At 72.8% G+C, this 11,564-nt stretch carries 11 protein-coding genes; 7 read left to right on the top strand and 4 right to left on the bottom strand.

Translation table 11 applies throughout. From position 1 onward, the window contains the following. Complete coding sequence (locus DER29_RS14065) at nt 1-1,104, top strand: hypothetical protein (RefSeq protein WP_158619022.1); 1,104 nt, start codon at nt 1-3, stop codon at nt 1,102-1,104. Nucleotides 1,105-1,162: 58 nt separating this feature from the next. Here DER29_RS14065 and DER29_RS14070 read toward each other — a convergent pair whose 3' ends face one another. The 3 genes from DER29_RS14070 to DER29_RS14080 form a co-directional block, all read right to left on the bottom strand. Beyond that, nucleotides 1,163-2,389 carry a MalY/PatB family protein gene (locus DER29_RS14070; protein WP_121397744.1) on the bottom strand — a complete coding sequence of 409 codons (1,227 nt, stop codon included), beginning with the start codon at nt 2,387-2,389 and terminating at the stop codon, nt 1,163-1,165. A gap of 72 nt (nt 2,390-2,461) precedes the next feature. Then, complete coding sequence (locus tag DER29_RS14075; protein WP_121397745.1) at nt 2,462-3,442, bottom strand: DUF2804 domain-containing protein; 981 nt, start codon at nt 3,440-3,442, stop codon at nt 2,462-2,464. Further along, nucleotides 3,439-4,335 carry an amidohydrolase gene (locus DER29_RS14080; protein WP_121397746.1) on the bottom strand — a complete coding sequence of 299 codons (897 nt, stop codon included), beginning with the start codon at nt 4,333-4,335 and terminating at the stop codon, nt 3,439-3,441. The genes DER29_RS14075 and DER29_RS14080 overlap by 4 nt, the downstream gene beginning before the upstream one ends. Before the next feature lie 111 nt (nt 4,336-4,446). On the opposite strand from DER29_RS14080, the gene DER29_RS14085 reads away from it, so the two are divergent. From DER29_RS14085 to DER29_RS14110, 6 genes are read left to right on the top strand one after another with little or no spacing between them, the layout of a single operon-like run. Beyond that, nucleotides 4,447-5,661: a M20 family metallopeptidase gene (locus tag DER29_RS14085; RefSeq protein ID WP_158619023.1), complete on the top strand. Its 1,215-nt coding sequence runs from the start codon at nt 4,447-4,449 to the stop codon at nt 5,659-5,661. Beyond that, entirely contained in the window at nt 5,658-6,659 is a 1,002-nt protein-coding gene (locus DER29_RS14090) for a Gfo/Idh/MocA family protein (protein ID WP_121397748.1), read from the top strand. Before DER29_RS14085 ends, DER29_RS14090 begins: the two co-directional genes overlap by 4 nt. A 15-nt stretch (nt 6,660-6,674) precedes the next feature. Next, nucleotides 6,675-7,973 carry an ABC transporter substrate-binding protein gene (locus DER29_RS14095; protein ID WP_233599790.1) on the top strand — a complete coding sequence of 433 codons (1,299 nt, stop codon included), beginning with the start codon at nt 6,675-6,677 and terminating at the stop codon, nt 7,971-7,973. A 54-nt stretch (nt 7,974-8,027) separates the two neighbouring features. Further along, nucleotides 8,028-8,987 carry a carbohydrate ABC transporter permease gene (locus DER29_RS14100; RefSeq protein WP_121397749.1) on the top strand — a complete coding sequence of 320 codons (960 nt, stop codon included), beginning with the start codon at nt 8,028-8,030 and terminating at the stop codon, nt 8,985-8,987. Beyond that, nucleotides 8,984-9,817 carry a carbohydrate ABC transporter permease gene (locus DER29_RS14105; RefSeq protein WP_101409386.1) on the top strand — a complete coding sequence of 278 codons (834 nt, stop codon included), beginning with the start codon at nt 8,984-8,986 and terminating at the stop codon, nt 9,815-9,817. The genes DER29_RS14100 and DER29_RS14105 overlap by 4 nt, the downstream gene beginning before the upstream one ends. Beyond that, nucleotides 9,814-10,254 carry an L-rhamnose mutarotase gene (locus DER29_RS14110; RefSeq protein ID WP_199729275.1) on the top strand — a complete coding sequence of 147 codons (441 nt, stop codon included), beginning with the start codon at nt 9,814-9,816 and terminating at the stop codon, nt 10,252-10,254. The genes DER29_RS14105 and DER29_RS14110 overlap by 4 nt, the downstream gene beginning before the upstream one ends. 62 nt (nt 10,255-10,316) lie before the next feature. Here the strand turns inward: DER29_RS14110 and DER29_RS14115 are convergent, their stop codons facing one another. Next, nucleotides 10,317-11,447 carry a mandelate racemase/muconate lactonizing enzyme family protein gene (locus DER29_RS14115; RefSeq protein WP_121397750.1) on the bottom strand — a complete coding sequence of 377 codons (1,131 nt, stop codon included), beginning with the start codon at nt 11,445-11,447 and terminating at the stop codon, nt 10,317-10,319. Between the last annotated feature and the right edge of the window lie 117 nt (nt 11,448-11,564).

Below are 11,564 nucleotides of genomic sequence, written 5' to 3' on the forward strand. Positions count from 1 at the left end.
GTGGCACGACTGGGCGCGGAGCGCTACATGCTGCTGATGCTCATCGGTTTCGGCGGCGCGGTCCTCGGCACCCGCGCGTTCCTGGCGCTGACCGGTTATCCGCAGGTCGGCGGCGGTACGTTGCACATCTCGCACGCCCTGTGGGGTGGCCTGTCGTTGTTCGTCGCCTCGCTCGTCCCGCTGCTCGTCGTCAGCCGGGCCGCGCTGCTCTGGGCGGCGCTGCTGGCCGGGATCGGCGCAGGACTCTTCATCGACGAGGTCGGCAAGTTCATCACCGCCGACAACGACTACTTCTTCCCGGCCGCCGCGCCCATCGCCTACGCGGCCTTCCTCATCGCCGTGTGGCTGTACGTGCGCGCCCGGGGCACGCGGGTCGAGGGCACGCGTGCGCAACTGCACGCCGCGCTGGAGCTGCTCGGCGAGGCCGTCGACGGGAGACTCGGCGAACGGGACCGGGCGCAGCTGCGGCGACGACTCGGCACCGCCGCCGCGAGCCCGGACGGCGATGAGCTGCGACCGCTGGCTGCGGCGCTGCTGGAGCTGACCGGGCCCGGGGTGCTGCCGCCGTACGAGCAGCGATCAGGACGGATCTCCCGGATCGCGGTCGCCGTGCGGGCGTGGGTGGCTCGGTCGTTGACCCGGGGTCGGCTGCGCGTCGGGCTGGTCGTGGCACTCGGGCTACTGGGCTTCGCCGCCCTCAGCGACCTCACCACGATCGTCGCCGTCGCTCTCGACCTGCGTGACGGGACCACCGGTGGGGTGCTCGCCACCGCCAACGAGTTCGCCCGCATCGACATCCAGGACCGCCGCGGGGTGCTGCTCCTGCTCGTCCGGGCGTTGCTGGACGCCTGCGTCGGAACCGCGCTCGTCCTGGCCGCCGGGCTGCTGCTCCGTGGGGTGGCCCGCCGAGCCGTGGAGATCGCCCGGGCGGGTCTGGTCACCTCGCTGAGCGTGGTGAACCTGCTGGTGTTCTACCTCGACCAGTTCGCCGCCGCCGTCAGCGCGCTCGGTCAGTTGGCGGTCCTGCTCGCGGTGCAGCACTACCAGCGGCTGGTCGATCGGCCGGCCGACGCCGACCGCTCCGGCGGCGCTGACGGTGACTGAACGCGAACGCCGCGCCGAACCTGAACGTCGCCCGGGCCCATGCTGACGGCGGGCGTCCTCAGCGGACGGCGTCGCCCATGCGGGCGACGGCCTCGGTGAGGATCGCCGGCGAGGTGGCGAAGTTGAGCCGGACGAAGCCCGCCCCGCCGGTGCCGAAGACGTGCCCGGAGCTGAGGGCGACCCGCGCGTGGTCGAGGAACATCTTCGCCGGCCCGGCGACGTCGCTGACCACGCCGATGTCGTCGGCCGGCTGTTCCGTGTCGACGCCGAGCCCGGTGCAGTCCAGCCAGGCGAGGTAGGTGCCCTCGGGGCGGTGGTACGGGACGGACGGCAGGTGCTTCGCCAGCAGCGTCGCGAGCAGCGTGCGGTTGCCGTCGAGACCGTCGAGGAGGAGGTCGAGCCACGGCCCGCCCTCGCGGAACGCGACGGTGTGCGCGATGACGCCGAGGTGGCTGGGCCCGTGGCTGACCTCTTCCGGCATGCGGCGGAGGTCGGGCACGGCCTGCGGGCCGGCGACCGCGAGCGCCGCCTTGAGGCCGGCGAGGTTCCAGGCCTTCGAGGCGGAGGTCAGGGCGAACGCGTTCTCGGCGCCGGCCACCGTCAGGTACGGGGTGAAGTGCGCCCCCGGCAGCACCAGGGGGGCGTGGATCTCGTCGGAGATGACCCGTACGCCGTGCCGGTCGGCCAGCGCGGCGACGGTTTCGAGCTCGTCGCGCCGGTGGACGACCCCGGTCGGGTTGTGCGGGTTGCACAGCAGGAACGCCGGCCGGCGGCCGTGGGCCCGCGCGCGGCGGAAGGCCTCGTCGAGGGCGGCGGGGTCCATGCGCCGGTCGGGCCCGAGCGGGGCCTCGACCACCTGCCGGTCGGCGTGGCTGACAAAGGCGTAGAAGGGCGGGTAGACGGGGGAGCAGACCACGACCGCGTCGCCGGGGTCGGTGACGAGCCGGAGCACCTCGACGATGCCCATCATCACGTCGGGCACGACCGAGGTGTGCGCGACGCGGAAGTCGGGCCAGCCCCAGCGCTGTGCGGCGAAGTCACCGACCGCCTCGGCGTACGCCGTCCCGTACGGGTAGCCGGTGTCGCCGAGGTCGACCGCGCGGCGGAGCGCGTCGGCCACCGGGGGAGCGAGGGGCACGTCCATCTCCGCGACCCAGAGCGGGAGCACGTCGGGCGCGAACATGCGCCACTTCACGCTGGTGCGCTGCCGGAGTTCGTCCAGCGTGAGCAGGGTGAGCGGGTTCCGGGCCGCCGAGCCGTCGGCGGAGGGGCCAGGGCTTGCCATACCGCCCACCATAGGACCCGGCGTCGCCCCCGGTCCCGCCCGCCCGGCGCCCACGTCCGGCCCTCGACGCCGCTACCAGCGGTTGCGGGCCTCCTCGGCCCAGCCGACCAGTCCCTCCAGGTCGACGCGCTCGCCGTCGTCGGCCGCCGCCCAGCCGGTGAAGTGCCCGAAGCACTGGTGCGTCTCGTTGGCGAGCACACCGAAGTTCGTCCTGGCGATCTTCTCGTGGAAGGGGTGGAACTCCACCGCCACCCGCTCACCGCTGATCCGCCACGGCCGCAACCAGTCGGCACGGTCGTACTCCCAGCGCAGCTCGTCGCCGATCTTGTGCAGCCGGCCGTCGACGAAGAGGCCGTTCTCGGTCGAGCCGGTGCCGTCGGTCCACCGGCCGCCGAGCTGGATCGCCCGACCCGGGCCGCTGCCGGCGGCCCAGTTCCAGCGGATCGCGTACGGCCACCTGCCGCGACCGTGGTCGAGGACGGCGAAGGAGTCCGCCTCGGCGACCGGATGCTCCACCCCGTCGACCCGCAGGGTGCCGCGCACCGGGCGGCCGAGGTCCTTGACGGTGTACTGGAACCGGCGGGTGCTCCAGGGCACCACCACGCCGAGCGACTCGTGCCCCGCCGGCAGCGGCACCACGAGGTCGACCTCCAGACCGGGGGCGGTGGCGCGGATGGTGGTGCCCGACGCCGCCTGGTCGATGTCGATCGAGAGCCCGCCGCCGCGTGCCCGCACCGCGCCCGCCCCGCTGACCGGCGGGAAGAGCGTGCCCCGGGCGAAGGGGACCACCGCGTTCCTGTCGATCTCGGCCTTCGTCGCGCGGTCGAGCACGTAGAGGCTGTGCACGCCCGCGTAGTCCAGCGACGAGGCGACCACGCCGACGATGTGGGTCGGCGTGACGACGCCCCAGTACTCCCAGCGTTTGTTGCGGCCCCAGCCACGCAGGTTCGCCCGGTGCAGTGGACGGCGGCTCCAGCCCACGGCGGCGGGATCGAGCCGCCCGCCCGCAAGGCACAGGTCGACCGGCTCGGTGATCTCGTTCTCGCGCGTCACGACGGGGAGGCTATCCGGCCCGGCTCCGGCGGGGACACCGCCGGCCGTCGCCCGGTGGCGGCGGCGTGGCGGTCGAGGGCGCGCAGGAGGTTGCCGCCGAGGACGGCGTCGCGGTCCCCGGCCGACAGCCCGTCGAGACCGGTCGGGTGGGCCGCCTGGGCGAAGGACACGTGGTCGAGGCTGGGGGAGAAGTCGGATCCCCAGTACAGGCGCCGTGGGCCGAAGCGGTCGAGGAGCAGGTCGACGAAGGGGCGGGCCGCCCGGTGCGGGAAGGCGTGTGCCGGGTGGCTGACCGCGTACAGGCCGGAGACCTTGACCCCGACGTGGGGTGACCGGGCGATCCGCGTCAGGGGAGCGAGGACGGCCTCCGCCGTATCGCGGGTGGGCACCTCAGCGTGTTCCCCGGGCAGGCCGAGGTGGCTGAACAGCACGGTGCAGCCGTCCAGGGCGGCCAGGGCCGGGCCGAGCCGCGTGGTCGCCGCGGGGGTGGCGTTGAGGCTCACCACCGCCCCGGCGCCGTTCAGCGTCGGCGCCTCGTGCGTCGTCCAGGCGGCGAACGCCTCGGCGGCCGCCTCGTCGGGCAGGTACGCAGCGACGCCGACGAAGCCGGCGGACAGCCAGGTCCCGGTCCCGCCCGCTCCGGCCGGTCCGCCTGGTGGGACGTAGGCGACCGGGGCGATCCAGTCGTGCGCGGCGGCCAGCCGGGCGAGATGGTCGTTGTTGCCGGCGAAGCGCGGCTCGCCCTCGTAGCCGACCACGAGTGCCCGTTCGATGCCGTGCTCGCGACGTATGCCCTGGTAGACGGCCAGTTCGTCGCCGCCGGCGGGGGAGCGGCCGTAGCGGCCGGGGTAGCCGTCGGCGAACAGGTGCAGGTGGGCGTCAGCGCGTCGCATGGTCGGACCCTAACCCAAATTTCCGCAGGCCATTGACGTGGCGGCACCCCTGACTTAGGTTCTTGTCTCAATTAGGTCCGTAACTGAGGGCGCGAGCAAGGGGTGAACCGCGTGACGCTGGAAGGCGACGACGTTGATGAGCTGGTCCGGCTGCGGCGCCAGCTTCACCAACACCCTGAGCTGCGGTTCGCTGAGCGACAAACAGCCGCCATCCTCGTGGAGCTGTTGCGGCCCCTGGGCCGGATCCGGACCGGAATTGCCGGCACCGGCCTGGCTCTGGAGATCGATGGAGCTGCGCCCGGACCCGAGGTTCTCCTTCGGGCCGATATGGACGCCTATCCCGTTCAGGACGCCAAGCAGGAGCCGTACGCCTCCCGCAACCCCGGCGTCTGCCACGCCTGCGGGCACGACGTGCACATGACCGTCGTCTACGGAGTCGCCGCCCGGCTCGCCGCCGACCCGCCGGCCCGGGGCTCGGTGACCCTGCTGTTCCAGCCCGCCGAGGAGATCCCGTTCGGAGCCGACTCCGGCGCCGCCGCGGTGCTCGCCGACGAGGCGTTCCGTGACCGCCGGTTCGCCGCGGTGCTCGGCCTGCACTGCTGGCCGGACCTGGCGGCGGGCACGCTCGGTGTCGACCGGAGCACCGCGATGGCGGCGAAGGACGCGTTCCGCGTCGAGTTGCTCGGGGTGGCCGCGCACGCCGCGACCCCGGCGCTGGGGCGCGACGCCATCCTGGGCCTCACCGCCATGGTCACCACCCTGCACGCCGCCGTGGCCCGGGCCCGCAACCCCGAGGAACTGGTCGCCTTCAACATCGGCACCATCTCCGGCGGGGCGAGCCAGAGCCAGGTCGCCGACTGCGCCGAGGCGACCGGCACCCTGCGTACCCACGACCCGGCCGTCCGGGAGCGGCTCAAGGCGGTGATCGAACGCGTCACCCGCCAGCAGGCCGCGGCGCTCGATCTCGGCGTGCGCTTCACCTGGGCCAACGAGATGCCCCCGGTGCGCAACGCCGCCGAGCTGGTCGCCCTCGCGCACGCCGAGCTGCCCGGGACCGTCGACGTCGTCGATCTGCCGGTGCCGCCCCTGACCACGGACGACTTCGCGCTGCTCGGCGCGCTCGGTCCGAGCCTCTACGTCAAGCTGGGCGTCACCGGCGAGCGCGGCGGAGCCCCGCTGCACTCCGGCGCGTTCGACGTCGACGAGCGGTGCCTGGTGACGGGGGTGGCCGCCCTGGAGCGGCTCACGCGGGCGGTCCTCGACGGTCGACTGCGGGCCGACGTCGCGCAGGGCGCGCCGGCGTCCGCCGGGGCGGTGGACGGATGAAGGACGGACCGCGGGTGGCGGTGGTCGGCGGGGGCGCGTTCGGCGTCCGGCACGTGGCCGCCTACCAGGCATTGGGCGTACGCGTCGACGCGCTGGTCGACCCCGACGCGGCCACCCGGCAGCGGGTGGCCGGCCGCCACGGCATCCCGCACAGCTATCCCACGGTCGCCGACCTGCTCGCCGCCGGCACGCCGGACGCCGCGTCCGTGTGCGTACCCGGCTCGGCGCACCGTGCCGTCGCCGTCGCCCTGATCGCCGCCGGGGTGCCCGTCCTGGTCGAGAAGCCGCTGGCCGCGACCGTCGCCGACGCCGCCGCCATCGTCGCCGCCGCCGAGGCGCACGGGGTGCTCTGCCAGCCGGGGCACATCCTGCGGTACAGCCCCGCCCACCGGGCGCTGCACGACGCCGTCCGTGCCGGCCGGCTGGGTCAGGTGCTGGCCGTCTCCTCGCGCCGGGACCGCCCCCGCACCCTGACCCGGCTCTTCCCCGAGGAACATCCCGCCCTGCTGACCGCCGTGCACGACATCGACCTGGCGCTGTGGTACGCGCAGTCGCCGGTGGTCGAGGTACGCGCGGCGGCCCGGACCCGCCCGGGATCGGCGACGCCGGTGCTGGTGTGGGCGGAGCTTCGACACGCCAACGGCGTCGTGTCGTCGGTCCGCAACAGCTACCTCCTGCCCGAACACACCCCCAACCACACCTTCGACCTGGTCGAGGTGTACGGCACCGACGGGGTCGGCCACGTCGACCTCGGGCACCCCACGCTGCTCGTGCAGGCCGAGCGGACGGAGGCGCCGGACTGGCTGCTCTCCCCGGCCGACGGCGGTGGCGCGCTCGCCGCCGAGCTGCGGCACTTCCTGCGCCGGCTGGACGGCAGCGAGCCCACCCCGGTCGTTCCCCTCGCCGACGGGCTGCACGTGGTGCAGATCGCCGCCGCCGTCGTCGACAGCGCCACCGCCGACGGCGCCCCCCGCCGAGTTCCCCATCCCCCTCGCTGACAGGAGCTTCTGCTGATGATCCGACGTAGATTGGCCGCCGGCGTCGTCGCCGCCGGCATGGCCGCCGCCGCGTTGCTCTCCGGGTGCGGAGGTGACGACGCCTCGGACGGCCCGGTCACCCTCAAGGTGCTGACCTGGGAGCCGGGCGGCACCGAGTACTGGAAGCAGGTCAAGACCAGCTTCGAGGCCAGCCACCCGGACATCAAGCTGGACATGCAGTCGGTGCCGTTCGACAAGTACCCCGAGGTGCAGGGCCCTTACATCACGTCCCAGTCGGGGCCGGACGTGATGGCCAACAACGCCGGCCTGGAGCTGTTCGACCGGCGCGGCGCGTACGTGCCGCTGGGCGACAAGGCCGCCGAGATCAACAAGGACCTCGTCACCTACAGCGGTGCCTGCGAGGGCTTCGACACCGCCAAGCCCTGCTACGGCGTGCCCTTCTCGTACCAGGGCAACGTCCTCTACTACAACAAGAGCATCCTGACCGCCGCCGGACTCGACCCCGAGAAGCCGCCGGCGACCTGGACCGAGTTCAGCGCCGCCTGCGAGGCGGTGAAGAAGGCCGGCAAGACCTGCCTGGCCCTGGGGCTGTCGGGCACCTTCCCCGCGTACTGGGACTTCCCCGAGATCGCCCGCAGCTACCTCAGCGAGGACGACATCCGCGGCCTGCTGGCCGGCACCCTGTCCTGGAAGGACCCGAAGCTGGTCGCGGTGCTGGAGAAGCTCGCCGAGATCACCACCAAGGGCTGGGCGAACAGCAACGCGCCGTCGATCACGATGCTTCCCGACGGCGCGGACATCTTCCAGCGCGGCGACGCCGCGTTCGCCGGGACGATCATCTCCGACGCCGTGAACTGGGAGGCGTTCGGCAAGGCCCTTGGCGACGACAAGCTCGGCGTCACCCGCTGGCCGGCAGCCGAACCCACCGCCGCGCTGGCGCAGAAGTTCTCCGGCATCGAGGGCGCCGTCTACGGCGTGACGAAGTGGAGCGAGAAGAAGGACGCCGGGCTGGAGTTCATCACCTGGCTCGCCGGCAAGGAGAACGGCGAGCTGTGGGTGAAGCACGCCAAGGGCCAGCCGCTGAACAAGAACGTCGACAAGGCGCTGCTGCCCTCCTCGCCGGCCTTCCAGAAGATCCAGGAGCTGGTCGCCGAGCCGACCCTGCACGCCGGGGTGATGCTCTCCGGACCCGAGGCCGACGCGCTGGCCCGCGGCTGGCAGCAGGTGAGCCTCGGTCAGCTCACCGTCGACAAGTGGGCCGAGCAGATGCAGCAGGCGCTGGAGCGCAGCCCCACCAAGAAGCAGGGCAACTAGCCGTACGGGGCGGGGCGGAGACGCCCCGCCCCGCCAGCCGGAGAAGGAAGCCAGATGACGATCTCCACCGCGCCGGTGCCGGAGCCGGTGGCCGCCGACAAGCCGACCCGACCCGCCCGGCGGCCCCCGCGCCCCGGCCGTGCCCGCGAGTGGTGGCTGGGCGCCGTGCTGGTGCTGCCCGCGCTGGTCCTGGCCGTGATGTTCAAGGTGGTGCCCCTGATCCGGGGAGTGATCACCAGCACCGAGTCGTCCAGCGGGTTCGGTGGCAGCTCGTTCGCCGGGGCCGACAACTACACCCGCATGCTCGACGACCCGATGGTGCTCACCAGCTTCCGCAACGCCCTGCTGGTGGTGGCCACCCTGCCGGTGTGGATCGTGCTGCCGCTGGTGCTGGCGCTGCTGATCCACCAGCGTTCGCCGGGCTGGAAGTTCTTCCGGGCCGTCTACTTCGTCCCGTACACCATCGCCCCGATCGTCGTCGGGATCATGTTCCGGCAGATCCTCGCCCCCGACGGACCCCTGAACGCCCTGCTGCGTACGGTCGGCCTCGAACCGCTGGCGATCCAGTGGCTCAACGGCCGCTACAGCGCGCTGTTCGCACTGGTCGCGGTCGCGCTGTGGAGTTTCTTCGGCCTGGGCGTGATGACCTACCTGGCCGGGCTGGCCACCATCCCCGAGGAGACCCTCGAAGCGGCCTACCTCGACGGCGCCGGGTTCTGGCGGCGCCTGCTCTCCGTGGTGGTGCCGATGCTGCGGCCCACCGTGGCGTACTGGAGCGTGCTGTGCGCCTCGGGCGTCCTGATCTGGCTCTTCCCGCTGATCTACGCGCTGACCCAGGGCGGGCCGGGCGACGCCACGATGCTGCCGGAGTACCTGGTCTTCCTGACCACCTTCCAGTTCCTCGACCGCGGCTACGGCTCCGCCATCGGCATCGCGCTGTTCGTCTTCGTCGCCGTGCTCTCGATCTTCAGCGTGCGGCACATGTTCACAGAGGGGACCAGGAAGCCGCGATGAACCAGCGCCAATTCGCCCGCGCCGGGCGCTACCTGCTCACGTTCGCGCTGGTCGTCGTCGCGGTCGCGGCGGTCTACCCGCTGCTGTTCACGGTGGTCAGCTCGCTGAAGACGCAGACGGGCTTCGCCCAGGACCCGCTGGGCCTGCCGAGCGGGATCACCCTCGACAACTACCTCGAGGCGTTCCGCCGGATGGACATGCCCCGGCTGCTGCTCAACTCGCTGATCACCACCGTGGGCGGGCTGGTGCTGTCGGTGCTCGCCGCGCTGCTGGTCGCGTACGCGGTGACGAAGCTGCGCTTCCGCGGCGGCAAGGTGGTCTTCCTGCTGATCATCATCACCCTGACCATCCCCGGTCAGGCGATCATCTACCCGCTCTACCAGACGGTGCTGGACCTGGGCATGTCCGGCGAGTACCAGGGGCTGATCCTGGCGTACGCGGCGTTCGGGCTGCCGCTGGGCACCTACCAGCTCGCCGGCTACTTCCAGCAGGTGCCCGACGAGCTGATCGAGGCGGCCCGGGTCGACGGCGCGGGCCACTTCACCATCCTGTTCCGGCTGCTGGCGCCGATCGCCGCGCCGGCACTCGCGGCGCTGGCCATCTTCAACTTCGTCTGGATGTGGAACGACCTGCTGCTGCCCCTGGTCATCATGGGCGGTTCGGACAGCAAGACCCTGATGGTCGGCGTCTCCCTGCTCAGCGGCCAGTACGACGTGTCGGTGCCGCTGGTCAGCGCCGGCCTGATCGTCGCCCTGCTGCCGGTGCTGATCATCTACCTGGTCTTCCAGCGTCAGCTCGTCTCCGGCGCGCTCGCCGGCTCCGGCAAGTGAGCCCGCCGGCGGAGGGCCCCGGTGCCGGCGGCCCCGGCTCCGGCGGTCTCGTGCCCGGTTCCGGCGGCACCGGGCCGGCGGCCGATCCCGGGGCTTCGGGGCCCGGGGCGCAGCTGTGCCACCTCTACCGGCTGCGCCCGGGCGCCGAGGGGGAGTACGAGCGCCGGCACGCCGAGATCTGGCCGGAGATGTCGGCGCTGCTGGACGAGGCCGGCGTCTACGACTACCACATCTACCGGCACGGACTGCTGCTGATCTGCGTGCTGCGGACCCGCGACGGCTACCCGCGGGCGCGCCGGGTCACCGCGGCCTCCGCCGTGCAGGCGCGGTGGACGCGGTCACTGGCGCACCTGTTCGCCGAGATCGCCGACGCCGACGGCGAGCCGCTGTGGGCCTACCCGGTCTTCCACCACGCGGGCCGGCCGCCACCGGCGTGAGCGTGGCGGTCCGTACGACGGTTGCCCGGCGGGCTCGCCCGCCGGGCAACCGTCGCGTGTGCTCAGACCGCGTACGCGACGGAGCCGTCCGCGCGCAGCGGGATGCGGTGCAGGGGGCGGCCCGTCAGGTCCAGGGGCACGGCGTCGGTGAGGTCCAGGGTCACGCCGAGCCCGGGCTCCTCGGGCACCGGCAGGAACCCGCCCTCGCGCCGCACGCAGGCCCGCGCCGGTCCGTCGGCCAGCTGGTCGTCGAGGGGGGAGTACTCCTGCACCACGAAGTTGGGGATGGCGGTGTCCAGGTGCACCGAGGCCATCGTCAGCAGCGGGCCGAGGCAGTTGTGGCTGACCACGGCGGCGTGGTGCGCCTCGGCCAGCGCCGCGATCTTGCGGGCGTGACTGATGCCGCCGGCCAGGCCCAGGTCGGGGCGGACGTACTGGGCGCCGCCCTGGGCGAGCAGCTCCTTGAACTCCCAGATGGTGTGCAGCCGTTCCCCGTTGGCCATGGGCACGCCGAGCGCCCGGCGGGCGACGTCGGCCTGGCTGCTGACGCTGTCGATCTGGATCGGGTCCTCCACCAGCAACGGCAGGTGCCGGGCCAGCGCGGGCACGACCGCCTCCGCCTGCAACGGGGTGAGCTTGCGGTGCAGCTCGACGAGCAGGTCCACGTCGGGGCCGACGGTGTCGCGGACGGCGGCCGTGGTGGCCTCGGTGGACATGACCAGCCGGGCCAGCGACAGGTCGGCGTAGTCGGCCGGCAGCGGGTCGAACTTGACCGCGGTGAAGCCGTCGGCCACGGCCGCCGCCGCCTGCGCCGCCAGCGCCTCCGCGCCGGTGCCCGGCAGCAGCAGGTGCAGGCGGATCCGTTCGCGTACCCGGCCACCCAGCAGTTGCCAGACCGGGACACCGAGTCGCTTGCCGAGCAGGTCCCACAGGGCGATGTCCACCGCGGCGACGGCGGCGGAGAGCACCGAACCCCGGAACGGGCCCATCCGGTAGAGGTGGTGCCAGTGGTGCTCGATGCGGCCGGGGTCGGCGCCGAGCAGATGGGGACGGAACGCCTCCACCACGGCGTGCACCGCGGCGGGGTAGCCCCAGCAGGCGGACTGCCCGACGCCGACCAGCCCGTCCGATGTGTGCAGCTGGACGAAGTGCGCGTCGCCCAGCACCACCGAGTCGACGGCGGTGATCTCCATACCTGCCCCCAAAATTAGAGACCAATAACGGCCAGAAACTTGCTACTGCACTCTTCCATAGGCTTGCAGGGCTGGTCTAGGCTTCGGAACGAACGAGCCGCAATAAGGCTCTAACTG

The organism is Micromonospora sp. M71_S20 (genome assembly GCF_003664255.1).
GTDB lineage: Bacteria > Actinomycetota > Actinomycetes > Mycobacteriales > Micromonosporaceae > Micromonospora.

Bases quoted from the DNA above. Each gene is read 5' to 3' on its own strand.
- DER29_RS14070 (WP_121397744.1), bottom strand. From the start codon at position 2,389: ATGGCAAGCCCTGGCCCCTCCGCCGACGGCTCGGCGGCCCGGAACCCG.
- DER29_RS14090 (WP_121397748.1), top strand. From the start codon at position 5,658: ATGAAGGACGGACCGCGGGTGGCGGTGGTCGGCGGGGGCGCGTTCGGC.
- DER29_RS14080 (WP_121397746.1), bottom strand. From the start codon at position 4,335: ATGCGACGCGCTGACGCCCACCTGCACCTGTTCGCCGACGGCTACCCC.
- DER29_RS14095 (WP_233599790.1), top strand. From the start codon at position 6,675: ATGATCCGACGTAGATTGGCCGCCGGCGTCGTCGCCGCCGGCATGGCC.
- DER29_RS14115 (WP_121397750.1), bottom strand. From the start codon at position 11,447: ATGGAGATCACCGCCGTCGACTCGGTGGTGCTGGGCGACGCGCACTTC.
- DER29_RS14105 (WP_101409386.1), top strand. From the start codon at position 8,984: ATGAACCAGCGCCAATTCGCCCGCGCCGGGCGCTACCTGCTCACGTTC.
- DER29_RS14100 (WP_121397749.1), top strand. From the start codon at position 8,028: ATGACGATCTCCACCGCGCCGGTGCCGGAGCCGGTGGCCGCCGACAAG.